A 24,763-nucleotide genomic window follows, 5' to 3' on the forward strand; every position below is an offset into this window, starting at 1 on the left:
CGCTGGATCTGCTCAGCGCTGGATCTGCTCAGCGCAGGATCCGCGCGGACTCCGTGCCATCGGTGAGGGTCGGGATCGCGACCGGTCCGTCGGGCCCGTCGTCGGCGGAGAATCCGAGCTCGGCGACGGAGGTGGCGTGGCGCGCCCGCGCCGCCTGGACCCGATCGGGCGCCCTCGCGGCGTCCACCGGCTCGCCGCCCAGGAGCAGCGGCTTCTGCAGCGGTCGCAGCGAGGTGCGGGCCCAGTCCGGATTCGCTGACTCCGAGGTCAGCTCCGCAGTGAGTTCGCGTTCGAACTCGGCGACCTCCGCCTCACCGGGCAGGACCAGCTCGGCGTGGGCGCGCTCGCCCACCAGCATCCGGTATGCGGCCTTGCCGGCGCCGAGGGTGGCTTTGCCGCTGGATCGCTTCCCGACGGGCTGCATCTGCCCCTCGGCATCTTCCCGTTCGACCAGCTTGTAGACGAAGCCGGGAGCGGGGTGCCCGCCACCGGTGACCAGGCGGGTGCCGATGCCGTAGCCGTCCAGTGGGGCGTCCTTCAGCTCCTCGACCCGGTATTCGTCGAGATCGCCGGTCGCGGTGATGCGGGTGCCGGTCGCGCCGAGGGAATCCAGCAGCGCACGTACCTGCACCGCCTGCTCGCCGAGGTCGCCGGAATCCAGACGCACGGCACCGAGCTGCGGCCCGGCCAGCTCGACCGCGGTGCGCACCGCGGTCTCCACGTCATAGGTGTCCACGAGCACCGTCGTCCCCACGCCCTGGGAGGCGAGCTGGGCACGGAACGCCTCCTCCTCGGTGTCGAACAGGAGTGTGAAGGCATGAGCGGCGGTGCCGGCGACGGGGATCCGGTAGTGGGCGCCTGCGGCGAGGTTCGAGGTGGAGGCGAAGCCGACGACGTACGCGGCGCGGGCCGCGGCGATCGCCCCGTCCTCATGCACTCGGCGCCCGCCCATCTCGATGCAGGGCCGGCCACGGGCGGCGGTGGTCATGCGGGAGCCGGCGGAGGCGACCCCGCTGTCATGGTTGAGGATCGAGAGCACCACGGTCTCGAGCAGCACCGCGTTCTCGAAGCTGCCCTCGATGCGCAGCACGGGCGAGCCAGGAAAGTAGAGCTCGCCCTCCTCATAGCCGTGGACATCACCGGTGAACCGGTAGTCCGACAGGTGTGCGAGCGTCTCCTCCTTCAGCACGCCGGCCTTGCGCAGATAGCGCAGGTCGGAATCATCGAAGCGGAAGTCGGCGATCGCGTCGAGCACGCGCCCGGTGCCCGCGAGCGCGCCGTAGCGGCGCCCGTCAGGGAGCGAACGGGTGAACACCTCGAAGACGCAGCGCCGCGAGGCGGTGCCGGCCTCACGGGCGGCCTCCAGCATCGTCAGCTCGTAGAGGTCGGTGAGCAGGGCAGAAGTCACGGTGTCCACGGTAATGCGTGCCGCGTCTGCGAGAGGCGGGGCGCGCCCCGTAGACTCGTCCTGTTGTGTCTCGATCTCAGCAGGCACGACGGAGCTCAGGAGGAATGTGCATGCCGGTGGAGATGCCGAGGGCGGACCCGGCGACGGGGACGCGCACCGCTCTTTCTCCCGGCGTGGAGGTGATGAGCGAGGCGGATGGCCCCTGGCGCACCGTGGTCTGGAACGATCCCGTGAACCTCATGAGCTACGTGGTCTTCGTGTTCCGTCGCTACTTCGGATACTCGCGCCTGGTGGCGGAGCAGCTGATGATGCAGGTCCATGAGGAGGGCCGCGCGGTCGTCTCGCACGGCTCCCGGGAGCGGGTGGAGACCGACGTCCAGGCCATGCATTCCTTCGGTCTGCGGGCCACGCTCGAGAAGGCGGGGGAGGACTGATGGCGCACGCATTCCGGCGCCGGGCCGACGGCAGTCTGGCCTGCAGGCTCGACGGCGAGGAGAAGGCGATCCTCACCCAGGTCGCCCAGGAGACGGCGGACCTGATCCGTGCCGATCTCGGAATCGATACCGGGCGTGACGTGCTGCGCCGAGCCGCCGAGAGCGAGGACCCGCTGCGCCGGCTCGAAGCGGAGTTCGCCGGCCGGGACGCCCGAGAACCGTCGGACTCAGCGGTCAAGCGGCTGTTCCCCGCAGCCTCGGAGGATCCGGAGCTCGCGGCGGAATACCGCCGACTGGGGCAGCAGGACCTCGCCGACGGGAAGCTCGCGGATCTCCGCACGGTGATGCAGGTGCTGGATGCGACCGGCGGCGGGCACAGCGAGATCGTGCTCGACGACGCAGGGGCGATGGCGATGCTGCGCGCCCTGAACGACGTGAGGATCGTCCTCGCCGATCGCCTGGATCTCCAGCGCGACGGGGACTTCGACACCGTACGGATGCTGCAGCAGATCGGAGAACGGGTCGAGGGGGCGGATCGCTCCGGCGACGAGGAGCATGTCAGCTCCGACATCGTGATCGCCGTCTACGAACTGCTCTCCTGGCTGCAGGAGAGCCTGCTGCGCGCCCTGGACTGACGGCGCTCCGCGCCCTGGGCTGACAGTGCGCGAATTGTGAAACCGCACGCAGTGAGCGTGCCGTCACTGCTATGGACGGCTGTCGAGATTAGCCTTGCCCGGATGAACAACGCGCCGATCGGGATCTTCGACTCCGGGGTGGGCGGGCTGACCGTCGCCCGCGCCGTCCTCGACCAGCTGCCACAGGAGGAGCTGGTCTACATCGGCGACACCGCGCACGGCCCGTACGGGCCGCGGCCCATCGCGGAGGTCCGGTCACTCGCGCTGGAGATCATGGACGAGCTCGTGGGCCATGGCGTGAAGATGCTCGTCATCGCCTGCAACACCGCCTCCGCCGCCGTGCTGCGCGATGCCCGAGAGCGGTACGACGTGCCCGTGGTCGAGGTCATCCAGCCGGCCGTGCGCCGCGCCGTCGCCGCGACCCGCAACCGACGGGTCGGGGTGATCGCCACCCAGGGCACCGTCACCTCCCGTGCCTACGGGGACGCCTTCGCGGCCGCCCCCGATCTCACCCTCACAGCGCAGGCCTGCCCGCGCTTCGTCGAGTTCGTCGAGAACGGCGTGGTCAGCGGCAAAGAGGTGATCGAGGTCGCCGAGCGGTACCTGGCCCCGGTGCGAGAGGCCGGCGTGGACACCCTGGTGCTTGGATGCACCCACTATCCGATGCTCGCCGGCCCGATCAGCTACGTCATGGGGCCGGACGTCACCCTGGTCTCCTCCGCGGAGGAGACCGCGCTGGATGTGTACCGGCAGCTGCGTGCCTCGGACCAGCTGCGGGAGACCGAGCGCGCGCCCCGCCACGTGTTCTCCCAGACGGCAGCGGGGGACGGCAGCGCCCACTTCGCCCGCCTCTCGCGCCGGTTCCTGGGCCCCACCTTCGACGTGACCGCCTCCTTGCCGGTGGTGCAGGCATGAGGGTCCACATCATCGGCTGCAGCGGCAGCTTCGCCGGGCCCGACGGGGCGGCGTCCAGCTACCTGATCGAGCAGGAGGACGCACAGGGCCGTCTCTGGCGGGTGCTGATGGACCTTGGCTCCGGCGCCTTCGGCCCTCTGCAGAGCGTCATCGACCCCGCCGAACTGGACGCGGTCGTCGTCTCCCACCTGCATCCCGACCACTATCTCGACCTCACCGGCCTCGAGGTGTTCTGGGCCTATCACGAGCGGAACGACCTGGGGAAGCTGCCGATCTTCGCCCCGGCGCCGCTGCCCGAGCGGATCTCCGCAGTGCTGGGTCGCGACGGTGACATCCCCGACGGCGTGGACTGTGCACCCTTCGAGCACCATGTGCTCACGGACCACCATCGCTTCACCATCGGCCCGCTGGAGTTCGAGACCCGCGCCGTCCTCCACCCGGTCGAGGCCTACGGCTTCCGGGTCACGGGCGGCGGCAGCACGCTCGTTTACTCGGGCGACACCGACGCCTGCGACGCGCTCGACGAGCTCGCGCACGGCGCGGACCTCTTCCTGTGCGAGGCCGGGTACATCGAGGGACGAGATGACCGCTTCACCGGTGTGCACCTGACCGGCCGTCGCGCCGGGGAGAGCGCGGCTCGAGCGGGGGTGCGGCATCTCGCCCTGACCCACATCCCCGCGTGGACGGATCCTGAGATCCCGCTCGCGGAGGCGCGCGCGGTGCACTCCGGTCCGATCACGGTGGTCCGTCCGATGGATATCCTCGAGGTGCATCCCTGATCGACGTGCTGTGAAGGACGAGCGACTGTCGATGGCTGTTGATCAGGCTGATTCTCTCTCCCCACTTCGAGGAAGGAGCTCCATGAGCTCTACGAACCAGACCCCTGCCGGCGATCGTGTCGACGGCCGCACCCCCGACCAGCTGCGCGAGGTGCGCATCACCCGCGGCTGGCTGGACCAGGCCGAGGGCAGCGCCCTGATCGAGTTCGGCCGCACCCGCGTGCTGTGCACCGCCTCCTTCAGCGCCGGTGTGCCGCGCTGGAAGCAGGGCTCCGGATCCGGCTGGGTCACCGCCGAGTACGCGATGCTGCCCCGCGCGACCAACACCAGGTCCCCCCGCGAATCCGTCAAGGGCAAGATCGGCGGCCGCACCCACGAGATCTCCCGCCTGATCGGGCGCTCGCTGCGCGCGATCATCGACCTCGACGCCCTGGGGGAGAACACCATCCAGCTGGACTGCGATGTGCTCCAGGCCGACGGCGGCACCCGCACTGCCGCGATCACCGGTGCGTATGTCGCGCTCGCCGATGCGATCACGTGGGGCAAGCAGCACACCGCATTGCCGGCGGCGAAGCAGGTTCTCACCGACTCGGTGAGCGCGATCAGCGTCGGCATCGTCGAGGGACGACCGCTGCTGGACCTCGAGTACCGCGAGGATGTCACCGCGCAGACCGACATGAACGTCGTGGTCACCGGCCCCGGTTCCTTCGTGGAGGTGCAGGGCACCGCCGAGGGCGCACCCTTCGACCGCACCGAGCTGGGAGCACTGCTGGATCTCGCCACGGACGGCTGCGCGCAGCTTGCACAGATCCAGCGCGACGTCCTCGCCGAGCAGCGATGAGCGGACCGCACGCTGCGATCCCTGACGGGTCGCGGGTCATCCTCGCCTCGCACAACGCGAAGAAGCTGGCCGAGCTGCAGCGGATCCTCGCCGCAGCGGTACCCGGTCTCGCTCCCGAGCAGATCATCTCCTCGGCCGGCATCGATCTTCCCGATGTGGTCGAGGACGCGGTGACCTTCGAGGGCAACGCTCTGCTGAAGGCCCGCTCCGCAGCGGCGGCCACCGGGCTGCTCGCGGTCGCCGACGACTCCGGACTCGCAGTTGACGTGCTCGGCGGAGCCCCCGGCATCTTCTCCGCCCGCTGGAGCGGCCGGCACGGAGACGACGAGGCGAACAACGACCTGCTCCTCGCGCAGCTCGGTGATGTCCCCGAGCAGCATCGGGGGGCACGGTTCGTCTGCGCGGCCGCGCTGGTGGCGCCGGACGGCACCGAGAGCGTCGAGCTCGGCGAGATGCGCGGGACTCTGCTGGGGCAGCGTCATGGCGAGGGCGGCTTCGGCTACGACCCGCTGTTCCTGCCCGAGGGTGAGACGCGCTCGTCGGCGCAGCTGAGCCCGGCGGAGAAGGACGCGATCTCCCATCGCGGGAAGGCCTTCCGAGCCCTCGCGAGCCACGTCGCCCAGCTGCTGGGCTGAGCCGTCAGAGCACGGAGAGTGCGACATCCCCGGCCCGGGAGGTGTTCCTCCGGGGCCGGGGATGTCGCATTGGGCGGTGTCGTCAGCTCGTCAGCTCGTCAGCTCGTCAGCTCGTCAGCTCGTCAGCTCGTCGACTGGTCGGCGCTCCGGTGCCGCCGCTTCGCAGTGGGTGCTGCCGCTCAGGCAGCGCCGACGTGGGCGAGCGCGCGCCGGATCAGCAGATCCCGGCCGCCGTTCATCTCCTCCAGCGGCGAGGACTCCGAGAGCAGTTCGTCGACCCCGAACCAGGCCAGCTCGAGAGCATCCTCCTGAGGCGCGGTCTCCCCGTCCACCGGCACCACATAGGCCAGCGAGATCGCGTGCTGACGCGGATCATGGAAAGGCGAGACCCCAGGGGTGGGGAAGTACTCGGCGACCGTGAAGGGCACGGGCGAGACCGGGATCCGCGGCATGGCCATCGGCCCGAGGTCCTTCTCGATATGTCGGGCGATCGCCTCACGGATCGTCTCGTGGACGAGCACCCGCCCGGAGACGATCGCGCGCACGATCTGCCCGGTGCCGGAGGCACGCAGCAGCAGGCCGATCTCCTCGACGGAGCCGTCCACATCGGTGCGCACCGGGATGATGTCGACGTAGGGGATCGGCAGGCGGCGACGCAGCTCGCTCACCTGCTCGGGCTCGAACCAGGACCCCTCGGAATCGACGGCGGTGCGGCTGTTCATGCGGGGTCTCCTTCTGCGGTGGTGCTCCGGGATGCGGCAGCGGCGATCTGCGCCGGGGCCAGCTGGGACTTCTCGACGTGGAAGCGGGGGTTCTGCGCACGGGAGACGACCTGGACCGCATGGTCGACCTCCGCGCCGGCGATCATCCGCACCCGCCAGGTCGTGTCCTCGAGCTCGACCAGGGACAGTGTCGCGTTCGGGATCGACGGCAGCGGCTGCTCGATGATCCCCGAGAGCAGGAAGCGGATCAGCGTGCCATGGGCGACGACCAGCACCTTCTGCCCCGGATAGCGCTCCTCGAGTGTTTCCAGGGCGTCGTATCCGCGGTCGGCGACCGCCTGATGGTCCTCACGCCCGGGGAACGAGCGTCCCGGATAGGCCTGCTCCATCTCGTGGGTGGGGTGGCCCTCGGCGGCGCCCCAGTCGATCTCTACCAGGCGCGCGTCGGTGCCGCCGAAGGGGATGTGGTGGTCCTCGCTGATGATCCGCCCGGTCTGCTCGGCGCGCTGGAGCGGTGAGGTGATCACCACGTCCCAGTCCACCGCCGGGAGTTCGTCGAAGGCGGCGTGCGCCTGCGCGATCCCGGTCGCGTTCAGGGGGATGTCGGAGGACCCCTGGAACAGGTTCTTCAGGTTGTAGTCCGTCTGCCCATGGCGGACGAGTCCGAACAGGGTCATGAAGCTGTCTCCTCAACACGGGGCTGATGCGTGCGCGAGAAGGGACTCGAACCCTCACGCCCTGGGGCACTGGAACCTAAATCCAGCGCGTCTGCCAATTCCGCCACTCGCGCGCGGACCAAGCCTAACTGTCCCCCGGTGATGCTCCGGTAGGCTCGGGTGGTCTTCCAGACCTCGACATCCCAGGAGCATCCATGAGCGCCCTCGCAGGCAAGACCGCCGTCGTCACCGGTTCGTCCCGAGGAGTCGGTGCTGCCACCGCGAAGCTGCTCGCCGCCGACGGTGCGAACGTCGTCATCAACTACCGCCAGAAGGCGCCGCGCGCCAACAAGGTGGTGGCCGAGATTGAGGCTGCGGGCGGCAAAGCGGTCGCTGTCGGCGCGGATCTCACCGAGGCCGAGGGCCTGCGCACCCTGATGCAGACTGCGGTCGACACCTTCGGCGGCCTGGACCTGCTGGTCCTGAACGCCTCCGGCGGGATGGAGAAGGATCTCGGTGAGGACTACGCGATGCGGCTGAACCGCGACGCCCAGTCCGCGGCCCTGACCGCCGGGCTCGAGCACCTCCCCGAGGGCGGTCGGGTGGTCTTCGTGACCAGTCATCAGGCGCACTTCATCGACGAAGTCGAGACGATGCCCGAGTACGAGCAGGTCGCGAGGTCGAAGCGGGCAGGCGAGACCGCGCTGACCGAGCGGCTGCCGGAGATGTCCGGCGCCGGGGTCTCCTTCGTGGTGGTCTCCGCGGACATGATCGAGGGCACCGTCACCGCGACCCTGCTCGACCGGGCACGCCCCGGAGCGCTCGAGGCGCGTCGAGAGGCGGCCGGGAAGCTCTACTCCGTCGAGGAGTTCGCAGCCGAGATCGCGAAGATGGCGAGCGCGGATGTCGAGACCGGACACATCGAGCTGGTCGGCGGCGCCGACGACTTCCTGGCCCGTCCCAAGGGCTGACGGTGCCTGCAGCGTCCCTGACCGCGATACGATCTGCACAGCAGACCCTGACGACCCCCGGAGGCAGTGGTGGCCAAGAACAAGAACCTGGACGAGATGCGCGACGAGGCATATCGCCGGCAGGACAACCTCGCGTCCGACATCGACGAGCTGATCAACCGCGTGAACCCGAAGAACGCGGTCACACGCTGGAAGAACGAGATCACCGGCGCTGTGAAGGGTTTTTCCGCAGCCGGTGACGGGAAGTCCCCTGCAACGCTCCCCGTAGCGATCGCAGGCGGCGTCATCGGCGTGGTCCTCATCGGTGCAGGGATCGCTGCGGCGGTCGCGCTGACTGGTGGCGACGACTCGTCAGCGAAGGCAGCGAAGAAGGCGGGCGAGAAGGCCCGGAAGGATCACGAGGTCGAGAAGGCGAAGGCCGCGAAGCAGAAGGCCAAGGAGAAGGTCCGCGCCGCGAAGGACTGACCCTCGCGCGGGCGCTCGGCCCTGCGCAGTGTTCGGCGTTCGGCGCCGGTCGCACTCGCGACCGGCGCCGAATGCTGTCCGGGACCTGCAGCCACCGATCGGTAATACGCGTGGGGACACAGAGCCAGCGGCCGACAGGGCCGTTCAGACCTCGCCGTCGAGGTAGAACCAGCTGCCGTCCTCCCGCACGAAGCGCGAGATCTCATGCTGCTCCTGGCGCCCCTGCGGGCCTTTCGAGATCGCCACGAACTCCACGGTGCCGGCGTCATCGAACGGCCCGCCCTCGTGGGTGGCGAGCACGTCCAGCCGCAGCCAGCGCAGCTCCTGGGCGAGCGATTCTGCGAGCTCCTCGTGAGGAGGTCGGGTGCGCGCATGCCAGGAGCGCAGCAGATGCTCGAGATCCCTCAGTGCGAAGGCGGTGTAGCGCGAGCGCATCAGCGCGGCTGCGGTGCCGGCGCGACGCTCCTGCCGCAGCACCGGGCCGCAGCAGTCGCCGAAGGTGTCACCGCTGCCGCAGGGGCATCGCGGGCTGTCGGGCAGGGCAGTGGGAGGCATGCTCATCCCTCGAGTATCCCGTCCGGCGGCGAGCGGGGATGACAGGATCGGCTCATGCTCGAGAACTCGCCCCCGCCCGGCACCGAGGAGCCGCTCACCCCGACGCCGCTGCCCGCCGGCTATCGGCTGCTCGAGGAGCCGCCCACGAGCGAGGAGTACGTGAGCCTGCGCCGCGACTCCGGCCTGAGCCCCCGCACCGCGGCGCAGGCCGCCGGTGCGCTCAGCGCCAGCTGGGCCTGGACCTCGGTGCGCACCGCCGACGGCGCCCTCGCAGCGATGGGGCGCGTGGTCGGAGACGGCACCTGGTACTTCCACCTCGCCGACATCGCCACCGCCCCCTCCCACCAGCGTCGGGGACTGGGACGGGTCGTGATGGAGCGGCTGATCGCACGGATCGATCACGCCGCACCGCCGCATCCCTACATCACCCTCCTCGCCGATCCGCCCGGGCAGAGCCTCTACCGCTCCCTGGGGTTCGTCGACTCGGCCCCGAGCGTGGGGATGCGGCTGCCACGGTGACCTGCCGCTCCACTCCGGGGCCAGAGATGCGGGCTGCTGGGGGAGCCGCCTACGCTCAGCGTCATGAAGAGCTTCCACATCGACGAGAACGATCCGCGCAGCTCCTGGGAGAAGATGGTCGCGGGCGACTGGTACATCGCGGACGACCCGGAGATCCAGCAGGCCTTCCGCCATGCTCTGGTCGAGACCGAGCGCTTCGCCGGTGCATACACCGCAGATCCCGATGCCGCTCAAGAGGTCCTGCGCGGGCTGCTGGGCAGTTTCGGCGAGGGGGCGCATGTGCGGGCACCGCTGCTGGTGGACTACGGCACCCAGCTGCACGTCGGTGCGGGCACGTTCGTGAACTTCCAGCTCACCGCGCTTGATGTGGTCGAGATCAGGATCGGGAAGAACTGCCAGCTGGGCCCGAACATCCAGCTGCTCACCCCGATCCATCCGCTCGAGCTCGAGCCGCGTCGTCAGGGCTGGGAGGCCGCCGAGCCGATCATCATCGGAGATGACGTCTGGATCGGCGGGGGAGTGACCGTGCTGCCTGGCGTGAGCATCGGCGACGGAGCCGTGATCGGCGCGGGCAGCGTGGTCACGAAGGACGTGCCCCCGCGCAGCCTGGCGGTCGGGAACCCGGCGCGGGTGATCCGCGAGCTCTGAACGGCGCCCCGGGGGCGCGGCGCGCCGGCAGGGTTCAGCGGCGTGGCAAGGCTCAGCGCCGCGGCAGCACTCAGTGCCGCCGCGGCACTTGGCGCACCGGCAGGACTCAGCGTCGCGACCAGCCCGGGGTGGAGGGCCCCACGGTGGGCCGCCACCCGGTCTCGGACATGAACCGCACCGAGGACACCCGCAGCGAGCGGCGCTGCACATCGAGCCGGGTGCCGACGATCGCCTGGGTGATCTCCGGGTAGAACTTCGCGGGGTTCTCGGTCCCGGCCTCCGTGGAGAGGTCCTTCGCCCAGCGCTTCTTGGTGATCGGCTCTCCGCCGACGTTGTAGAAGCCGCTGTTGGCGCGCAGAGCGGCGACGAACGCGCGCCCGGCATCGGAATGGTGCAGGAGGGTGACGTAGTGATCCGGCTTGCCCAGGAGGATCGGATCGCCGGCGCGGGTCGCCTTCAGCGCGTGGGTCGTGTGCTGGTCCCGGCCGAACAGCTGCCCCAGGCGCAGGATCACGGCGCTGCGACCTGAGGTCGCGAAGTCGACCGCCGCCCGCATCTCCTTCACCCGAGGGCGGAACGCCTGGTTGCGGACGCTCAGCGCGAGATCCTCGCTGATCCACTCCGTGCCGTGGTCCGGGTAGAGGAAGATCGTGGACTCCTGGATCAGGCGCCGCGCGCCGGCCTGGGCAGCAGCCTTCGCGATCGCGACGGAGGCCTCGAGGTGGAGGCGGTCGTCCTCACGCCAGGCGAGGGGTCGCAGCCCCGACATGCCCACCGGGACGTGCGCGAGCGTGTTGATCACGACGTCGTGACCGCGAAACGCCCGAGTCAGATCGTCAGCGTCGAACACGTCGGCGACGAGAGCGCTGCCACCCCGGCCCTCGACGATCGGTACCCCGGAGTCGCGGCGGGTGATGCCGGTGACCTCGTGGCCGGCGGCGACCAACGCCTCCACGGCCTCCTGGCCGAGCACACCTGTGGCACCGGTGATCGCGATCCGCACTCTGACCTCCTCTGGCGAGCGACCTGCTGAGGCCCTCGCGCGCCGAGCTTCCTGTGAGGATCGAGTCTAGGGGATTCTGGCAGGTCCCCGTGCCGCCGGACGTCCTGGTGGATCCAGGGGCCCGTTGTCGGGGGACCCGGAGCCGTTGCTGTTCGCTCGCTCACACAGTGGCCCCTCGAGTTGGACGCTCGGCGACTTGGGGGTAAAGTTCTTTTCTGTTCGCGTCATTAGCTCAGTTGGTTAGAGCAGCTGACTCTTAATCAGCGGGTCCGGGGTTCGAATCCCTGATGACGCACCAGCGAGAGAGGCCCCACCTTCCAGGTGGGGCCTCTTCGCATTCCGGATGCCTCCGATGCCCGGTGCGGTCAAGGCTGCGCAGCGTCGATCGCGCCCGCGGCATCCAGATCGAAGGTGGCCTCCTCCCGCCCGTCATCATGGGCAGGATCCTGAGCCAGCCTCCGTGGATCGTGCCCCTGGCCCTGACGATCGGGACCATCGTCGGCTGCGCACATCGCGCCACGCAGCGACTCCGTTCACGGACGGCGATGGTTGCCCTCGGGCACAGCCTGATCGCCAGGGGGCTCTCATTCATGCGGTCCGAGGTTGGAGTCGCTGATCGCGGATCGGAGAGAGAGGCCCCATCGTGTCGGTGGGGCCTCTCCTTGTCGGGTCTCGGACGGATATGGGCTCAGAGCCCGATCCTCATCACGCTGCCACCGCCCGGGACAGGTGCGGCTGCGCCGAGCGTGAGGTAGGCATCTCCTCCGCGGATCGCGAGCCCGTAGGGCTGATCCAGGCCGCCCGCGACCACGTCGTGCTCGTCGCTGCCGGGAGTGACCTCGCGCAGCGCGCCGATGGGCCCGTTCAGCAGCCCGCCGGTCGCGAGCTCGACGGCATAGAGCGTCCCGTCGTCGGTGAAGGCGAGGGAGGTGACGTTGGTGAGCCCGGTGGCGTAGGCCTCGGGGGCGTGCCCGGGCTCGACCCGCCAGATCGTCGAGGATCCTTGCTCGAAGGGGAAGCCGACGAGCTGCGAGACGTACCAGGCGCCGTCAGGGCCCTGCATCACATCACTGGGGACGGCATCGGCGGGGAACCCTGCGGGCACCGGTCCGGGCTGAGGGGTGATCACCGGGTCGAACCCGGTGATCGTGTCCCCACCCTTCCGGGTGGAGACCAGGGAATTCCCTCCAGCGTCCGTATAGACGTACCCGTTCCCGGAGCGAGCGAGCCCGGTGGGGTTGCTGTCCACGTCGTCATCGACGCTGTGCGCGTCCTCGTGCGCGACGGCATCGAAGGCCAGGGTGCGATCGCCTCCGTCGTGCTGGGGCTTGAGGCTGCCGGTGACGATGGTTCCCAGGCGCTTCCCCTCTGCGCCGAAGGCGTCGCGATGGGCTGGGGAGCCGCCCAGGCCGATGGTGATCGCGAAGCGGTGGTTCCCGGTGAAGGCGATGTCGAAGGGGCCGATGGCCTCGGTGTCGTTCGCGACCGACGGCAACCCGGTGACCACGCGTCCGACGCCGTCATCCGTGATCCGGGCGATCGAGCCCGTGGCGCCCAGGCAGGCGCTGGCGGCTGCGGTGAGCGGATGGCAGTTCCCGCCGTCCTCTGCCGAGGGCCCTCCGGTGCCCGCCTCGGCGACGTAGAGCGTTCCTCCTGGGCTGAAGGTCAGATGGCGGGGACTGTTCATTCCGGTGGCGACGATCTCGATGTCGACCTCGGCGGCGTCCTGCGCGACGGCCGGGGACGCTCCGAGGAGAGCCGCCCCGAGGGCGAGGGTGCCGACCGTCGCCAGCAGCCGAGTGGTCCGATGAAGAAGCATGGCAAAACCTCCTGTACCACACCGCGGCATCGTTGCGGCGGCTTTTCGCCACACTAGTCCGCCGTGGAGGCCTTGGATAGGCCGAGGCTCATCCGATTTGTCCGACTTGGGGGAGGTGGTGCGAGCAGGCCTGGCCTGTCGGTGGACATGCGAGGGCGAGCCCGAGGAGCCGGGCTCCCCTCAGCGGAAGCGCCGCACCGCGGCCGGGTTCGCCTCGGCCAGCTCCCGGATCGACTCGTGCTCGGTCTGGGCGAGCACCTCGGAGAGCGTGCCGCGGGCCAGGAGCTTCCCGTCACCGAGGAACACGATCTGCGGGCACAGCCGCTGCAGCAGCTCGACGTCATGGGAGGCGATCAGGGTGCCGATGCCAAGGCGCTGGATGGTGGCGGCGAGGGTGGCCGCGATCCGGGCCCTGGTATTCGGATCCACCGCGGTGAGCGGCTCGTCGAGCACCAGGAGCTCGGGGCGGGTGGCGAGCGCGGTCGCCAGCGCGACCCGCTGGATCTCCCCGCCGGAGAGGGTGCGCATGGTGCGGGGCAGGAAGTGCTCGGCGAGGCCGACGGACTCGAGCATCTCCGCAGCGGAGACGGAGTGGGTGCGGCCTCCCTTGCGCGCCACCTTCGCGGCCAGCTCGAGTCGGGAGCGGACCGTCTCGCGGGGATCGGTGATGGTCATCGCGTACTGCGAGACGAAACGGACCGCGGCCCTGAACGTCTTGCGGTCCTTCCCGCGCAGCTTCGAGACTCGGCGCCCGTTCCAGGTGACCTCCCCGGCATCGGGGATGTGCTCTCCGCTCAGCGAGGCGAGCAGCGTCGTCTTCCCGGCGCCTGAGGGGCCCAGCAGGCCCAGCGGCGGATCACCGGCTCTGAGGGTGAGGTCGATGCCCTGGAGCACCTGCTCACCGGGGTATCCGGCATGCAGGGAGGTGGCGGTGAGCATGGTCGAAGCAGGCATCAAGGTCATTTCTCGCGGGTGAGGGAACAGAGGCACTGTAGTCAGCAGACCTGGGGGCTCCCGCCGTCGGCTCGCGCGGCGAGATCTCGACGTCAGTCTGTGGAGTCGGTCCGCAGGAACGAGAGTGCCAGCCGCGCCATCTCCTTCGCGGGGGCGTCGTCATGAACCCCGATCTGCATGGTGCGCACCGTTCTCTCCCGTACCGCGAGGTTCAGCACGAGACCGAGCATCGCACGGCTCGCGAAACCGGGATCGAGCCCTGGGCGGAGCATGCCCAGCGTCCTGAACTCCGTGAAGCACTCTTCGAAGACGTGCTCGTGGACACGGCGCAGCCGTGCCAGCCGGAACCGTCCGGGGTGATCCCCGCTCACAGACTCCGCGCCGAGGGTGGCCAGCAGCTGGGTCGGCAGCGAGGAAGGGCTCCAGTGCACCGCGAGCGCCCGCTGCATCTCGTCGGGGTCCGCACTCATCGTCTCGAGCTGGTCGAGGATCCTCTGCGCATGGGCCTCGAGAAGGTCGATGACACTGTCCAGCAGGATCTCCTTGGACGGGAAGTGGTGCATGAGTCCCGGGTGGGAGATGCCGATGTGACGGCTGATATCGCGCAGGCTCGCCCCGCGGTATCCGTGTTCGGCGAACATCTCGGCCGCGCCTTCGAGGATCTCCTCCCGCCGAGTGCGGGCTCGAGAGGTGCGAGTGCGGTCGGGCGTTGCTTCCGGTGTCGGCGCCGGAGACGCGGGTGCGGGGTCCTCATCGCCGCGCACGAGCGCGAGGGGAGCGACCCGGTTCGCGCGCTCCAGGACCAGATCCTCGGCAGTGCCCGACAGGCGCGGAGCCACGATGGTGCGCTGGCACGTCGGCAGGGGCTCGGGGAGGCGATAGTCCACGGGACTCGTGCCGTCAACGGTCTCACGGGCGATGGCGTGCTGCAGCTGCACCAGCCCGTCCTGGTCGACGTGCTCCGCTCCTGTCATATCGAGCGTGAGGCAGGGGGCCGGTTCGAGTCCGCGCGCCTGGCGGACGATGGGCAGCAGAGCGATCTGGGTGTCGGCGGTGAGGCACCCGGAGACGGCGAGCTGGATCTCACGGAGGTCCAGATCGACGTGGACGGTCACCGACAGGGTGTGGGGCATGAGCGGAGGCCGTTCCGTGCAGCATGAAGAGAAGGCCTCCTGCTAGACCTCGTGGTCAGAGTATCCGGGGTCCTCCCGGGACACAATCAGGTCTCGAACGCGGTGCGCGTCGGCGTGGAGCTCACCGAGGCCACGAGCTCTGCCGCCAGCTGCCGCAGCTTGACGTTGCGGTGGTTGGACGCTGTTTTGAGGATCATCACCGCATCCTCCTGGCTGCACCGGTTCTGGCCCATGATGACGCCTACCGCCAGGTCGATCACCGTCCGGGACTCCATCGCCGCCCGCAGGTCGCTCTCCGACTCCCGCTGGCCTGCCATGCGCACCGCCAGGCGCAGTGCACCGGCCGCAAGATTCTTCTCGAACTCGATGGAGTCGATCATCTCGCGGTCGAAATCGTGCGGGATCTCGGAGTAGATGTTCAGGCCCGCCTTGGCGTCCTCATCCAGGTCGAAGGGCATCCCGAGCACGGAGCGCACGCCCTGGGCCACCGCCGCTGCCTGGTACGCGGGCCAGCGGTCGTCGGTGCGCAGGTCCCCGGCTCGGATCACCGTGTTCTCGCGGATCGCGGTCATGCACGGTCCCTGCGTGAAGGAGTTCTGCAGCGCGTCGAGCTCCCGGGCCTCGGGACCGGAGGACACGGCGGTGACGGCCTTGCGGTCCCGCTGCAGCGTGATGGCGCACCACCGGTGCCCCTCGGCGCCCGTCAGCCGGCCCGAGAGCAGCTCCGTGAAGTCCCGGAGGAACGAAGCGATGTCCTCGCTCTCGAGCAGCAGCGCCTGCATCGTGCTCAGGTGCTGGTGCGTTGCGTCGTCGACATCATCGAGCATGTTGGGTCCTCCCTCGTGGGGTGCTGGCGTTCCCTGCGGGGCGTGGCCCACGGAGTCATCCCACGCGCTCCGTGGGGGGAGGGTCAACAGGCGACGCCATCCAGTGCAGGTCGCGGGCCTCGACCGATCGGACGGACCCTCGCGGCGGCTACTGCCTAGAGTGCATGAGCACGAGGAACCAAGGCGTGGCGACCCGTGGAGAGCACGGTGAGGATGTGGACATGTCTGTGTGGCAACGGATACGGCACGTGGTCCTGGCGGGAATCCTCCTGCTGGTGGCTGCGGGCTGCCAGGGGAGCATCCCCGCCGACACGCAGGGCACCCTGGAGCGGGCGACCGGGGGCGAGCTCCGCGTCGGGATCGCCGAGAATCCGCCCTGGACCGAGGTGGCTCCCGACGGTGCGGTCAGCGGCAGCGAGGTCGATCTGCTGAGCGACTACGCCGAGACGATCGATGCCGAGATCCGTTGGGTCCCCGGGGGAGAGAACGTGCTGGCTGCCGAGATGAAGGAGGGGAACCTCGATCTGGTGGTCGGCGGCCTCGCCTCGGATGTCCCCTGGACGTCGGAGATCGCGCTGACGCGGCCCTACACCACCACACAGGGCCCGGATGGGAAGCCCGTCGACATCGTGATGGGAGTGCGGCCGGGAGAGAACGCGCTGCTGGTGGACCTCGAGCGATACCTCGCCGAACGGGGTGGTGAGCTGTGAACGGCACCAAGTCGGAGGGTGGCGAGGAGGACACCGGATCGGGGCACGACGCCTTCGGTGATGCACAGCGCGAGGCACTGCAGCGAGCGATCCGGCTGGAATGGATCACGCTTGGTTGGATGACGGGCACCGTCGTGCTGGTCGCACTGGTCGCCGGGCAGTCGCAGGCGATGCAGGCGGCCTGGGCCGAGGACATGCTCTCCCTCCTTCCCCCGATCGCCTTCCTCGTCGCGACCCGGCGGATCCGCAAGACGCCGAATCGCAGCCACCCCTACGGCTATCACCGGTCCATCGGTGTCGCCCACCTGGTCGCCGCGATCGCGCTGCTGACCATGGGCGGCTATCTGGTGTTTGACTCCGTGATGGGTCTGGTCAAGGTCGAACGCCCCCCGATCGGGCTCACGGTGCTGTTCGGGCAGGGGATCTGGGCCGGCTGGCTGATGGTCGCGGTCATGGTGGTCACGAGCATCGGTCCGGTGATCCTGGGGCTGAAGAAGCTCAAACTCTCCGAGCAGCTGCACGACAAGGTCCTGTTCGCGGACGCCGACATGAGCAAGGCTGACTGGACCACCGCGATCGCGACCATAGCCGGCGTGCTCGGTGTGGGGCTCGGGCTGTGGTGGGCGGACGCCACCGCGGCGCTGCTCGTGTCCGTCTCGATCCTCCGCGACGGCCTGAAGAATCTGCGCGGCTCCATCGGTGGTCTCACCGATGCCGAGGCCCGCACCTATGACGATTCCGAGCCCCACCCGCTGACCCGCAAGATCGAGGTGCGGGCGGGGCAGGAGCCGTGGGTGGGCGAGGCCGCAGCTCGCGTCCGCGACCAGGGACACGTCTTCCACGCAGAGGTGTTCGTCGTTCCCCGGCCGGGAATCGAGCCGTCGGTTCGACAGGTCGCAGATCTGCGAGACCGGATCCACGAGCTCGACTGGAAGGTCCATGACGTGGTCGTGGCCCCAGTGCCTGAGCTGCCCCCGAGGCAGACCTTTCGGTCGACATTGAGGACATGAGCGGCGACCGCCCATAGCGTGGAGAGACGATCGCGATCACCACCGGAAGGCAGGATGATGAGAGCAGTGACCTGGCAGGGCACCGAGCGCGTGAGCGTGGAGACCGTGCCCGACCCGATACTCCGAGACCCCACTGATGCGATCATCCGCGTCACGTCGACGGCGATCTGCGGTTCGGACCTGCATCTCTACGAGGTGCTCGGCCCCTTCATGACCGCCGGCGACATCATCGGCCATGAACCGATGGGCATCGTCGAGGAGGTCGGAGCGGGCGTCACCCATGTGCGGCCCGGCGACCGCGTCGTCGTGCCCTTCACCATCTCCTGCGGCCACTGCGTCATGTGCTCCCAGGGACTGCCCTCGCAGTGCGAGACCACCCAGGTCACCGAGCACGGCTCAGGCGCCGCACTGCTCGGCTATTCGAAGCTGTACGGCCAGGTGCCCGGCGGTCAGGCCGAGTTCCTCAGGGTGCCGCATGCGGACTACGGGCTGATGAAGGTCGGCACCGAGCTCCCGGATGAGAACTACCTCTTCCTCAGCGACATCCTCCCCACCGCCTGGCAGGCAGTGCAGTACGCCGGGGTCCCCGCTCATCGCACCCTCACGGTGATCGGTCTCGGCCCCGTGGGCCAGCTGTGCGCGAGGATCGGTCGTCACCTGGGGGCGAGGGTCTTCGGCATCGATCCCGTGCCCGAGCGACGAGCCATGGCTGAACGCCACGGCGTCGAGGTGTTCGACCTCGCGGAGGATACCGTCGGTGAGATTCGCGAGCGCACCCAGGGGCGCGGCCCGGACGCCGTCATCGACGCGGTGGGAATGGAAGCGGAGGGCAGCCCCGTCGCGGGCCTCGCCCAGACCATCGCAGGCAAACTGCCTGACGCCGTGGCCCGGCCACTCATGGAGCGTGCCGGAGTGGACCGGCTCGCGGCCCTCCACACCGCCATCGATCTCGTCCGCCGCGGCGGGACCGTCTCGCTGTCCGGCGTCTACGGCGGAGCAGCGAGCCCGATGCCGCTGCTGACGCTGTTCGACAAGCAGCTCCAGATGCGGATGGGCCAATGCAACGTGCGCGCCTGGACCGACGACCTCCTGCCGCTGGTCGAAGACCCCGCCGACCCGCTCGGGGTCGGGGACCTCGTCACCCACCGGCTGCCCCTCGAGGAAGCTGCCGTTGGCTACGACCTGTTCCAGAAGAAGCACGACGGCTGCATCAAGGTCGTCCTCGATCCCACGATCGCCCCCGCTCCGACGCAGATCCCCTGAACCCGGCGCAGGCGCCCCACTCGCGCCTGTGACCCCGACGACCCTGACCCTGAACGTGCCCTGTCTCCCGGCCCCGCCCGAGAGCGTTGACCGAGACCGCCCAGTCCCAGGAGGAACCCCATGGCCGACCAGCTCACCTTCACCGATCCCGTCAACCGCTTCCCCGACATCACCCCGCCGAAGCAGGACCAGCCCGAGCCCGGACTGGATGCGGAGCTGATCCCCGGCACGGACCGAGGCGAGGAGTCCTATCGCGGCACCGGCCGGCTGAAGGGGCGGAAGGCGCTCATCACCGGCGCTGACTCCGGCATCGGAGCCGCAGTGGCGATCGCCTTCGCCCGCGAGGGCGCGGACGTCGCCCTGAACTACCTGCCGCAGGAAGAGGAGGATGCCCAGCACATCGCGGAGGTGATCCGCAAGGAGGGTCGCAAGGCTGTGCTCCTGCCCGGGGACCTGATCGACGCGGACTTCTGTCGCAGCCTGGTCGCGGATGCGGTGCGCGAGCTCGGCGGCCTCGACGCGCTGGTCAACAACGCTGGCCGGCAGATCGCGGTGGAGACCCTTGAGGAGATCGAGGACCAGCAGTGGGTGGATACCTTCGCCGTGAACATCCACGCGATGTTCCGCATCACCCAGGCCGCGCTCCCGCACCTGCCCGCCGGCTCCACGATTGTGAACACCACCTCGATCCAGGCGTACCAGCCCTCGCCGACGCTCGTGGACTACGCCTCGACCAAGGCGGCGATCAACAACTTCACCAAGGGGCTCGCACAGCAGGTCGCCTCTCGTGGCATCCGGGTGAACGCCGTGGCTCCAGGCCCGATCTGGACCCCGTTGCAGGTCTCGGACGGCCAGCCGAAGGAGGCCCTGCCCGAGTTCGGGAAGAACACGCCGCTCGGCCGGGCCGGCCAACCCACCGAGCTCGCTCCGGCGTACGTCTTCCTCACCTCTCCCGAGTCGAGCTATGTGCTCGGCGAGACCCTCGCCGTCACCGGGGGGAGCCCCACTCCGTGAGCGGCCAGGGCAGTGCGCTGCTGCTGATCGATCTGCAGGAGTCCTTCTTCGAGGAGCCTGCGCTGGCGGAGGCCCGCGCCGAGGTGATCCGTGCGGTCACCACGCTCGCCGAGGCCGCGCGCCGCGCCGAGGTGCCGATCCTCCTGATCACGACCGAGCACAGCCGCGACCGCTCGACGTGGACGTTGAGCATGCTCGACGACGATCAGGGCTTTCTGTTCCACGGGGATCCCGGCACCGAGGTGGTCCACGAGCTCGACACCACCGGGATGACGCGAATCGAGAAGACCCGCGACAGCGCCTGGTTCGGCACCGATCTGCTGCTGCGAATGCGCAACCTGCAGGTGGAACGGGTGGTGATGGCCGGGGTCTCCACGCATGCCTGCATCGCCCAGACCGCCCGTGACGCCTATGCGAACAATGTCCGCGCCGTGATCGTCACCGATGCGGTGGCTGACGAGAGAGCCGCCCACAAGGAGAGGGTGCTCGACCAGCTCGCCGCAGACCGCCAGGCCGAGCTCGTGACGGTCGACGAACTCCTGGGGCGGTGGGCATGGTGACCCCGCGAAGCGGATCGGACCTCGCCGCAGCGGCTGTCGCCGATGACGAGCGAGGCGAGCGGTCAGCGCTGCGGCGTCGAGTCCTCCGGTGCATCGAGGAAGGCCTCGACCTGCTTGGCCAGATCTTCCAGCGGGGCATCGCCGTAGCCCCGATGCTGGAGCGTGCGGACCGTCTTCTCGCGGACGGCGAGGTTCAGCACCGCCCCCAGCAGTGCACGTCCCGCGAAGGCGGGGTCGGTGTCCGTGCGCAGCAGGCCCTTCTCGCCCATCGTCGTGAAACACGTCTCGAGCAGGTTCTCGTGGACGCGCCGCAGTCGCGCGAGCCGATAGCGGCCGGGATGGTCCTCGCTGACGCTCTCTGCATCGAGGGTGGCCAGGAGCCTGATCGGAAGCGACGCAGGATGCCACACCTCAGCGAGCCCGCGCAGCAGGACCTCGCGCCCGCCGCCCATCTCATGGATCCGGTCCAGTGCCGCCTGCGCGTGCTCTTCCATCCGGTCGATCACGCCGTCGAGCAGAGCGTCCTTCGACCCGAAGTGGTGCAGCATCCCGGAATGGGAGATGCCGATGTGGCTCGAGATGTCCCGCAGGCTCGAGCCGTGGTACCCGTGCTCCGCGAACATCTCCGCTGCGCCGTCGAGGATCTCCTCGCGCCGTCCGGTGCGCGCGGGAGCGGATTCGCCGGCATCGCTGGAGAGACCGGCCGGAGGCAGGCTCGGAATGGCCCTGGACTCATCCAAGGCGGGCTCGGCGCGCGGAACTCCCTGTGGCCAGGGCGCCTCCGCGACACTTCCGTGCTCTGCCTCTGAGTGCGGCGGCGCAGTCTTGTCGGTCATCCGTCTCCTCGATTCCGCGTTCGTATCACCATGCGTCTGGTCGGAGCCGTCGCACTGCGCGTGCGGCGAGATGGACTGCTTGACCGGTCATACAGATCACTTGGGACTCTAATGCATGCAGGAGGGAATCGTCATGGGTGAGATGCGCTCCCACCTCGGCAGATGATGCGTGCCGGTAGAGCTCCGGGTGTGACCCAACGGGTCACGAGCGTACGAGACGAGCGATCGCCGCCGAGGCTTCTTTCAGCTTCTGCTCGGCCTCGTCGCCACCGGTGCGGGCGGCGTCGAGCACGCAGTGCTGGAGGTGGTCGTCCAGCAGCCCCATCGCCACCCCGTCCAGGGCGCTCTTCAGCGCGCTGATCTGGGTGAGGATGTCGATGCAGTACTTCTCCTCGTCGACCATGCGGTGCAGGCCGCGAGCCTGTCCTTCGATGCGCTTGAGACGCGCGAGATAGCGGGCCCGGTCGGAGATATAGCCATGATGGTGCTCATGCCCCTCCGGGACGGGAGCGGGACTGGGCGTGGCATCGGTGGTGGTCATGAGGTCCTCCAGCGGAGAGAGCGGGGCGGGTCTGCTATACGGGCATGCAACGGATCTTCGGCGGCGGACATTCAGGCTCCCGCGGCGGGTGGCTCTGCCGGCGCGGTGGAGGTGACCGGGGTGGTGGAGGTGACCGGGGTGGAGGCAGCCGGGACTGAGCCAGCCAGGGCGGGGGCACCCGCCGGGGCGGTGAGCGCACGGCTGCGGAACGAACGCAGCCGCAGGCTGTTGCCCACCACGAACACGCTCGAGAACGCCATCGCGGCGCCGGCCAGCATCGGGTTCAGCAGCCCCAGCGCGGCCAGCGGGATCGCCGCGATGTTGTAGGCGAAGGCCCAGAACAGGTTGCCCTTGATGGTGCCGAGAGTACGGCGTGACAACCGGATCGCGTCGGTCACGCTGCGCAGATCGCCGCGCACCAGGGTGATGTCCGATGCCTCGATGGCGACATCGGTGCCGGTGCCCATGGCCAGGCCCAGATCTGCCTGAGCGAGGGCGGCGGCGTCATTCACACCGTCACCGACCATCGCCACCACCTTGCCGTCGGCCTGCAGGCGGCGGACGACATCGATCTTGTCTTGCGGGAGGACCTCGGCGATGACCTGGTCGATGCCGACCTCCGAGGCGATCTGCTCGGCGGCGGCACGGTTGTCACCGGTCAGCAGGATCGGGGTGAGCCCCAGACCCTTCAGCTGCGCGATCGCCTCGGCGCTGGTGGGCTTGACGGTGTCGGAGACGACCAGCACGCCGCGGGCCCGGCCGTCCCAGAAGACGACGACCGCCGTCTGCCCGCGGGACTCCGCAGCGGCCTTCGCCTCGGCCAGCAGCGGGGGCAGCTCCTGCCCCGGGACCAGCGTCGTGCGGCCGACGAGGACTGAGCGCCCCTCGACCGTGCCGCGCACGCCCCGACCTTCGAGGTTCTCGAACTCGTCGACGCCGGGCAGGGCACCGATCTCCTCGGTGACGCCCTTCGCGATCGCCTGAGCGATCGGATGCTCGGAGGCATCCTCGACCGCGCCCGCGAGGCGCAGCAGCTCGCTGCGCTCCACACCCTCGGCTGTGACCACGTCGGCCAGCGTCATCTTTCCGGTGGTGACGGTGCCGGTCTTGTCGAGCACCACGGTGTCGATCTTCCGGGTGGACTCGAGCACCTCGGGTCCCTTGATGAGGATGCCCAGCTGAGCACCGCGGCCGGTGCCGACCAGCAGCGCCGTGGGAGTCGCGAGCCCCAGCGCGCACGGGCAGGCGATGATCAGCACCGCGACCGCCGCTGTGAATGCCGCCTCGAGCGGGAACCCGGCACCGATCCAGGCGCCGAGCACCACCACTGCGAAGGCGATCACGATCGGTACGAAGATCCCTGAGACCCGATCAGCGAGGCGCTGGATCTCGGCCTTGCCCGACTGGGCGTCCTCGACCATCTTCGCCATCTGGGCGAGCTGGGTGTCGCCGCCCACGCGGGTCGCCCGCACCAGGAGGCGGCCGCCCGCGTTGACGGTCGCGCCGGTGACTGCGTCGCCCACCCCGACCTCGACCGGGACGGACTCGCCGGTCAGCATCGAGGCGTCCACCGCCGAGGTGCCGGAGGCGACCACGCCGTCGGTCGCGATCTTCTCGCCGGGCCTCACCACGAAGGTGTCGCCGACGGCGAGGTCAGCCACCGCGAGACGGGTCTCGACCCCGTCGCGCATCACGGCGACGTCCTTCGCGCCCATGTCCAGCAGGGCGCGCAGCGCGGCTCCGGCCTGTCGCTTCGAGCGCTTCTCGAAGTAGCGGCCCAGCAGGATGAACATGGTCACCCCGGCCGCGACCTCGAGATAGATGTTCGCCGCCCCGTCAGACGGTCCGATGGTCAGCGAGAACTCATGCGTCATGCCGGGCACGCCGGCCGTGCCCAGGAACAGGGCGTACAGCGACCACAGGAAGGCGGCGATGGTGCCCACCGAGATCAGGGTGTCCATCGTGGCCCCGCCATGGCGCAGGTTGACGGCCGCCGCACGATGGAAGGGCCAGGCGGCCCAGACGATCACGGGAGCGGTGAGCGTGAGGACCGCCCACTGCCAGTAGGTGAACTGCAGCGCCGGGATCATCGAGATCAGGATCACCGGAACCGACAGCAGCACCGAGCCGATCAGGCGGTGGCGGAGCGAGGTCAGCTCCGGGTCCTCACGCTCGTGCGCTCCTGACGTCTCCTGCTCCGCCTCGGGCGGGGTGGGGAGGGCGGCGGTGTAGCCGGTCTGCTCGACCACCGTGACCAGATCCCGCGGGTCATAGTCCTCGGGCACGGTGACCCGCGCCTTCTCCGTCGCGTAGTTGACCGCAGCGGTGACCCCGTCGAGCTTGTTCAGCTTCCGCTCGATCCGATTCGCGCACGAGGCGCAGGTCATCCCACCGATCTCGAGTTCGATATCGGTGGTGATCACCTGCAGCGGGGACGGGGGAGTGGTCATGATGGGCCTTTTCTCTCTCGCGAATCCGAGGAATCGCGCACGGACGGGACTGGAGTGGCAGAGCTCGGCGGAGGGGAGCAGCCGGTCAGTGGCCGGAGCCACCGGAATTCGACCAGCTGTCCACCCACTCCGAGGGGACCAGCACCCCGGCCAGCAGGTACGACGCGAAGAACAGCGCCACCAGCAGCAGGCCGTACAGTGCGACGGTGGTGCCGGCCTTCATCAGGCGCGCACCGCTGAATAGCCGGCCTCGGTGACAGCTGCGAGCACCGCGGCCTCATCCACGGGCTGCTCGGAGGAGACGCTCAGCAGACCGGTCTCGTGGCTGACCTCGACGCCCTGGACCCCGGCCAGCTCGCTGACCTCTTCGCGCACGGACATCTCGCAGTGGCCGCAGGTCATGCCGGTCACCTGGAACTGGGTGGTGGTTGCGCTCATGGGGTTCTCCTTGCTCTCGGGA

General features: G+C 69.4%; 29 protein-coding genes and 2 tRNA genes. 16 read left to right on the forward strand and 15 right to left on the reverse strand.

The genetic code is table 11. The annotated features are described in order from the left end of the window. Positions 1-28: 28 nt before the first annotated feature. Positions 29-1,408, reverse strand: a complete 1,380-nt coding sequence (locus tag ACT3SQ_RS08585) for a nicotinate phosphoribosyltransferase (protein ID WP_441443232.1) — start codon at positions 1,406-1,408, stop codon at positions 29-31. 110 nt (positions 1,409-1,518) lie between these two features. On the opposite strand from ACT3SQ_RS08585, the gene clpS reads away from it, so the two are divergent. The 6 genes from clpS (at position 1,519) to rdgB (ending at position 5,647) form a co-directional block, all read left to right on the forward strand. Then, positions 1,519-1,842: an ATP-dependent Clp protease adapter ClpS gene (gene clpS / locus ACT3SQ_RS08590; RefSeq protein ID WP_441443231.1), complete on the forward strand. Its 324-nt coding sequence runs from the start codon at positions 1,519-1,521 to the stop codon at positions 1,840-1,842. Then, the gene (locus ACT3SQ_RS08595) at positions 1,842-2,477 is read left to right on the forward strand and encodes a DUF2017 domain-containing protein (RefSeq protein WP_441443230.1); all 636 of its coding nucleotides are present in this window, start codon (positions 1,842-1,844) and stop codon (positions 2,475-2,477) included. Before clpS ends, ACT3SQ_RS08595 begins: the two co-directional genes overlap by 1 nt. A gap of 102 nt (positions 2,478-2,579) precedes the next feature. After that, positions 2,580-3,392, forward strand: coding sequence for a glutamate racemase (gene murI / locus ACT3SQ_RS08600; RefSeq protein WP_441443229.1), 813 nt, complete (start codon positions 2,580-2,582; stop codon positions 3,390-3,392). Beyond that, positions 3,389-4,171, forward strand: a complete 783-nt coding sequence (locus ACT3SQ_RS08605) for an MBL fold metallo-hydrolase (RefSeq protein ID WP_441443228.1) — start codon at positions 3,389-3,391, stop codon at positions 4,169-4,171. The genes murI and ACT3SQ_RS08605 overlap by 4 nt, the downstream gene beginning before the upstream one ends. Positions 4,172-4,253: 82 nt before the next feature. After that, entirely contained in the window at positions 4,254-5,012 is a 759-nt protein-coding gene (gene rph, locus ACT3SQ_RS08610; protein ID WP_441443227.1) for a ribonuclease PH, read from the forward strand. Then, the gene (gene rdgB, locus ACT3SQ_RS08615) at positions 5,009-5,647 is read left to right on the forward strand and encodes an RdgB/HAM1 family non-canonical purine NTP pyrophosphatase (RefSeq protein WP_441443226.1); all 639 of its coding nucleotides are present in this window, start codon (positions 5,009-5,011) and stop codon (positions 5,645-5,647) included. The genes rph and rdgB overlap by 4 nt, the downstream gene beginning before the upstream one ends. Before the next feature lie 179 nt (positions 5,648-5,826). Here the strand turns inward: rdgB and ACT3SQ_RS08620 are convergent, their stop codons facing one another. The 3 genes from ACT3SQ_RS08620 to ACT3SQ_RS08630 form a co-directional block, all read right to left on the reverse strand. Further along, entirely contained in the window at positions 5,827-6,369 is a 543-nt protein-coding gene (locus ACT3SQ_RS08620) for an NUDIX hydrolase family protein (protein WP_441443225.1), read from the reverse strand. Then, positions 6,366-7,046 carry a histidine phosphatase family protein gene (locus ACT3SQ_RS08625; RefSeq protein ID WP_441443224.1) on the reverse strand — a complete coding sequence of 227 codons (681 nt, stop codon included), beginning with the start codon at positions 7,044-7,046 and terminating at the stop codon, positions 6,366-6,368. The genes ACT3SQ_RS08620 and ACT3SQ_RS08625 overlap by 4 nt, the downstream gene beginning before the upstream one ends. Positions 7,047-7,077: 31 nt before the next feature. Next, positions 7,078-7,159, reverse strand: a tRNA-Leu gene (locus ACT3SQ_RS08630). An 81-nt stretch (positions 7,160-7,240) separates the two neighbouring features. Between ACT3SQ_RS08630 and ACT3SQ_RS08635 the strand changes: the two genes are divergently transcribed. Further along, positions 7,241-7,996: an SDR family oxidoreductase gene (locus ACT3SQ_RS08635; protein ID WP_441443223.1), complete on the forward strand. Its 756-nt coding sequence runs from the start codon at positions 7,241-7,243 to the stop codon at positions 7,994-7,996. A 69-nt stretch (positions 7,997-8,065) separates the two neighbouring features. Then, positions 8,066-8,461, forward strand: a complete 396-nt coding sequence (locus tag ACT3SQ_RS08640; protein ID WP_441443222.1) for a hypothetical protein — start codon at positions 8,066-8,068, stop codon at positions 8,459-8,461. Positions 8,462-8,605: 144 nt separating this feature from the next. Here the strand turns inward: ACT3SQ_RS08640 and ACT3SQ_RS08645 are convergent, their stop codons facing one another. After that, entirely contained in the window at positions 8,606-9,022 is a 417-nt protein-coding gene (locus ACT3SQ_RS08645) for a YchJ family protein (RefSeq protein WP_441443221.1), read from the reverse strand. A 48-nt stretch (positions 9,023-9,070) separates the two neighbouring features. Between ACT3SQ_RS08645 and ACT3SQ_RS08650 the strand changes: the two genes are divergently transcribed. Both ACT3SQ_RS08650 and ACT3SQ_RS08655 read left to right on the forward strand, forming a co-directional pair. Next, positions 9,071-9,535, forward strand: coding sequence for a GNAT family N-acetyltransferase (locus tag ACT3SQ_RS08650; protein ID WP_442331752.1), 465 nt, complete (start codon positions 9,071-9,073; stop codon positions 9,533-9,535). A gap of 63 nt (positions 9,536-9,598) precedes the next feature. Further along, positions 9,599-10,183: a sugar O-acetyltransferase gene (locus tag ACT3SQ_RS08655; RefSeq protein ID WP_441443219.1), complete on the forward strand. Its 585-nt coding sequence runs from the start codon at positions 9,599-9,601 to the stop codon at positions 10,181-10,183. Positions 10,184-10,289: 106 nt separating this feature from the next. Here the strand turns inward: ACT3SQ_RS08655 and ACT3SQ_RS08660 are convergent, their stop codons facing one another. After that, positions 10,290-11,186, reverse strand: a complete 897-nt coding sequence (locus ACT3SQ_RS08660) for an NAD-dependent epimerase/dehydratase family protein (protein ID WP_441443218.1) — start codon at positions 11,184-11,186, stop codon at positions 10,290-10,292. Between the two features lie 221 nt (positions 11,187-11,407). On the opposite strand from ACT3SQ_RS08660, the gene ACT3SQ_RS08665 reads away from it, so the two are divergent. Further along, positions 11,408-11,484 (forward strand) — tRNA-Lys (locus ACT3SQ_RS08665). Positions 11,485-11,874: 390 nt separating this feature from the next. Here the strand turns inward: ACT3SQ_RS08665 and ACT3SQ_RS08670 are convergent. The 4 genes from ACT3SQ_RS08670 to ACT3SQ_RS08685 all read right to left on the reverse strand — a co-directional run bounded on the left by ACT3SQ_RS08670 (position 11,875) and on the right by ACT3SQ_RS08685 (position 15,919). Then, the gene (locus ACT3SQ_RS08670; protein WP_441443217.1) at positions 11,875-13,005 is read right to left on the reverse strand and encodes a ScyD/ScyE family protein; all 1,131 of its coding nucleotides are present in this window, start codon (positions 13,003-13,005) and stop codon (positions 11,875-11,877) included. A gap of 180 nt (positions 13,006-13,185) precedes the next feature. Further along, a complete protein-coding gene (locus ACT3SQ_RS08675; RefSeq protein ID WP_441443216.1) occupies positions 13,186-13,959 on the reverse strand; it encodes an ABC transporter ATP-binding protein in 774 nt (257 codons plus the stop codon). 92 nt (positions 13,960-14,051) lie between these two features. Further along, entirely contained in the window at positions 14,052-15,092 is a 1,041-nt protein-coding gene (locus tag ACT3SQ_RS08680) for a TetR/AcrR family transcriptional regulator (RefSeq protein ID WP_441443215.1), read from the reverse strand. Between the two features lie 86 nt (positions 15,093-15,178). Continuing rightward, positions 15,179-15,919 carry an ANTAR domain-containing protein gene (locus ACT3SQ_RS08685; protein WP_441443214.1) on the reverse strand — a complete coding sequence of 247 codons (741 nt, stop codon included), beginning with the start codon at positions 15,917-15,919 and terminating at the stop codon, positions 15,179-15,181. Between the two features lie 185 nt (positions 15,920-16,104). Between ACT3SQ_RS08685 and ACT3SQ_RS08690 the strand changes: the two genes are divergently transcribed. From ACT3SQ_RS08690 to ACT3SQ_RS08710, 5 genes are all read left to right on the forward strand, one after another. Next, positions 16,105-16,629, forward strand: coding sequence for a transporter substrate-binding domain-containing protein (locus ACT3SQ_RS08690; RefSeq protein ID WP_441443213.1), 525 nt, complete (start codon positions 16,105-16,107; stop codon positions 16,627-16,629). Continuing rightward, positions 16,626-17,639, forward strand: a complete 1,014-nt coding sequence (locus ACT3SQ_RS08695) for a cation diffusion facilitator family transporter (protein ID WP_441443212.1) — start codon at positions 16,626-16,628, stop codon at positions 17,637-17,639. Before ACT3SQ_RS08690 ends, ACT3SQ_RS08695 begins: the two co-directional genes overlap by 4 nt. Positions 17,640-17,696: 57 nt before the next feature. Further along, positions 17,697-18,902, forward strand: coding sequence for a zinc-dependent alcohol dehydrogenase (locus tag ACT3SQ_RS08700; RefSeq protein WP_444601052.1), 1,206 nt, complete (start codon positions 17,697-17,699; stop codon positions 18,900-18,902). A gap of 120 nt (positions 18,903-19,022) precedes the next feature. Next, positions 19,023-19,916: an SDR family oxidoreductase gene (locus tag ACT3SQ_RS08705; RefSeq protein WP_444601053.1), complete on the forward strand. Its 894-nt coding sequence runs from the start codon at positions 19,023-19,025 to the stop codon at positions 19,914-19,916. Continuing rightward, positions 19,913-20,476: a cysteine hydrolase family protein gene (locus tag ACT3SQ_RS08710; protein WP_442331750.1), complete on the forward strand. Its 564-nt coding sequence runs from the start codon at positions 19,913-19,915 to the stop codon at positions 20,474-20,476. The genes ACT3SQ_RS08705 and ACT3SQ_RS08710 overlap by 4 nt, the downstream gene beginning before the upstream one ends. Before the next feature lie 62 nt (positions 20,477-20,538). On the opposite strand, the gene ACT3SQ_RS08715 is transcribed toward ACT3SQ_RS08710, so the two are convergent. From ACT3SQ_RS08715 to ACT3SQ_RS08735, 5 genes are all read right to left on the reverse strand, one after another. Then, the gene (locus ACT3SQ_RS08715) at positions 20,539-21,312 is read right to left on the reverse strand and encodes a TetR/AcrR family transcriptional regulator (protein WP_441443208.1); all 774 of its coding nucleotides are present in this window, start codon (positions 21,310-21,312) and stop codon (positions 20,539-20,541) included. Between the two features lie 202 nt (positions 21,313-21,514). After that, positions 21,515-21,853, reverse strand: a complete 339-nt coding sequence (locus ACT3SQ_RS08720; protein WP_441443207.1) for a metal-sensitive transcriptional regulator — start codon at positions 21,851-21,853, stop codon at positions 21,515-21,517. 71 nt (positions 21,854-21,924) lie between these two features. Continuing rightward, a complete protein-coding gene (locus ACT3SQ_RS08725; protein WP_441443206.1) occupies positions 21,925-24,303 on the reverse strand; it encodes a heavy metal translocating P-type ATPase in 2,379 nt (792 codons plus the stop codon). 85 nt (positions 24,304-24,388) lie between these two features. Further along, positions 24,389-24,526 carry a hypothetical protein gene (locus tag ACT3SQ_RS08730; protein WP_345078976.1) on the reverse strand — a complete coding sequence of 46 codons (138 nt, stop codon included), beginning with the start codon at positions 24,524-24,526 and terminating at the stop codon, positions 24,389-24,391. Next, the gene (locus ACT3SQ_RS08735; protein ID WP_299304866.1) at positions 24,526-24,741 is read right to left on the reverse strand and encodes a heavy-metal-associated domain-containing protein; all 216 of its coding nucleotides are present in this window, start codon (positions 24,739-24,741) and stop codon (positions 24,526-24,528) included. Before ACT3SQ_RS08735 ends, ACT3SQ_RS08730 begins: the two co-directional genes overlap by 1 nt. Between the last annotated feature and the right edge of the window lie 22 nt (positions 24,742-24,763).

Origin of the sequence: Brachybacterium sp. AOP42-C2-15 (assembly GCF_052377065.1) — a bacterium.
Taxonomy (GTDB): Bacteria; Actinomycetota; Actinomycetes; order Actinomycetales; family Dermabacteraceae; genus Brachybacterium.

What these genes read in the sequence shown, in the direction of transcription:
- clpS (WP_441443231.1), top strand. Translation starts at nt 1,519, where the DNA reads ATGCCGGTGGAGATGCCGAGGGCGGACCCGGCGACGGGGACGCGCACC.
- ACT3SQ_RS08595 (WP_441443230.1), top strand. Translation starts at nt 1,842, where the DNA reads ATGGCGCACGCATTCCGGCGCCGGGCCGACGGCAGTCTGGCCTGCAGG.
- murI (WP_441443229.1), top strand. Translation starts at nt 2,580, where the DNA reads ATGAACAACGCGCCGATCGGGATCTTCGACTCCGGGGTGGGCGGGCTG.
- ACT3SQ_RS08605 (WP_441443228.1), top strand. Translation starts at nt 3,389, where the DNA reads ATGAGGGTCCACATCATCGGCTGCAGCGGCAGCTTCGCCGGGCCCGAC.
- rph (WP_441443227.1), top strand. Translation starts at nt 4,254, where the DNA reads ATGAGCTCTACGAACCAGACCCCTGCCGGCGATCGTGTCGACGGCCGC.
- rdgB (WP_441443226.1), top strand. Translation starts at nt 5,009, where the DNA reads ATGAGCGGACCGCACGCTGCGATCCCTGACGGGTCGCGGGTCATCCTC.
- ACT3SQ_RS08620 (WP_441443225.1), bottom strand. Translation starts at nt 6,369, where the DNA reads ATGAACAGCCGCACCGCCGTCGATTCCGAGGGGTCCTGGTTCGAGCCC.
- ACT3SQ_RS08625 (WP_441443224.1), bottom strand. Translation starts at nt 7,046, where the DNA reads ATGACCCTGTTCGGACTCGTCCGCCATGGGCAGACGGACTACAACCTG.
- ACT3SQ_RS08635 (WP_441443223.1), top strand. Translation starts at nt 7,241, where the DNA reads ATGAGCGCCCTCGCAGGCAAGACCGCCGTCGTCACCGGTTCGTCCCGA.
- ACT3SQ_RS08645 (WP_441443221.1), bottom strand. Translation starts at nt 9,022, where the DNA reads ATGAGCATGCCTCCCACTGCCCTGCCCGACAGCCCGCGATGCCCCTGC.
- ACT3SQ_RS08650 (WP_442331752.1), top strand. Translation starts at nt 9,071, where the DNA reads ATGCTCGAGAACTCGCCCCCGCCCGGCACCGAGGAGCCGCTCACCCCG.
- ACT3SQ_RS08655 (WP_441443219.1), top strand. Translation starts at nt 9,599, where the DNA reads ATGAAGAGCTTCCACATCGACGAGAACGATCCGCGCAGCTCCTGGGAG.
- ACT3SQ_RS08670 (WP_441443217.1), bottom strand. Translation starts at nt 13,005, where the DNA reads ATGCTTCTTCATCGGACCACTCGGCTGCTGGCGACGGTCGGCACCCTC.
- ACT3SQ_RS08675 (WP_441443216.1), bottom strand. Translation starts at nt 13,959, where the DNA reads ATGCCTGCTTCGACCATGCTCACCGCCACCTCCCTGCATGCCGGATAC.
- ACT3SQ_RS08680 (WP_441443215.1), bottom strand. Translation starts at nt 15,092, where the DNA reads ATGCCCCACACCCTGTCGGTGACCGTCCACGTCGATCTGGACCTCCGT.
- ACT3SQ_RS08685 (WP_441443214.1), bottom strand. Translation starts at nt 15,919, where the DNA reads ATGCTCGATGATGTCGACGACGCAACGCACCAGCACCTGAGCACGATG.
- ACT3SQ_RS08700 (WP_444601052.1), top strand. Translation starts at nt 17,697, where the DNA reads ATGAGAGCAGTGACCTGGCAGGGCACCGAGCGCGTGAGCGTGGAGACC.
- ACT3SQ_RS08705 (WP_444601053.1), top strand. Translation starts at nt 19,023, where the DNA reads ATGGCCGACCAGCTCACCTTCACCGATCCCGTCAACCGCTTCCCCGAC.
- ACT3SQ_RS08715 (WP_441443208.1), bottom strand. Translation starts at nt 21,312, where the DNA reads ATGACCGACAAGACTGCGCCGCCGCACTCAGAGGCAGAGCACGGAAGT.
- ACT3SQ_RS08720 (WP_441443207.1), bottom strand. Translation starts at nt 21,853, where the DNA reads ATGACCACCACCGATGCCACGCCCAGTCCCGCTCCCGTCCCGGAGGGG.
- ACT3SQ_RS08725 (WP_441443206.1), bottom strand. Translation starts at nt 24,303, where the DNA reads ATGACCACTCCCCCGTCCCCGCTGCAGGTGATCACCACCGATATCGAA.
- ACT3SQ_RS08730 (WP_345078976.1), bottom strand. Translation starts at nt 24,526, where the DNA reads ATGAAGGCCGGCACCACCGTCGCACTGTACGGCCTGCTGCTGGTGGCG.
- ACT3SQ_RS08735 (WP_299304866.1), bottom strand. Translation starts at nt 24,741, where the DNA reads ATGAGCGCAACCACCACCCAGTTCCAGGTGACCGGCATGACCTGCGGC.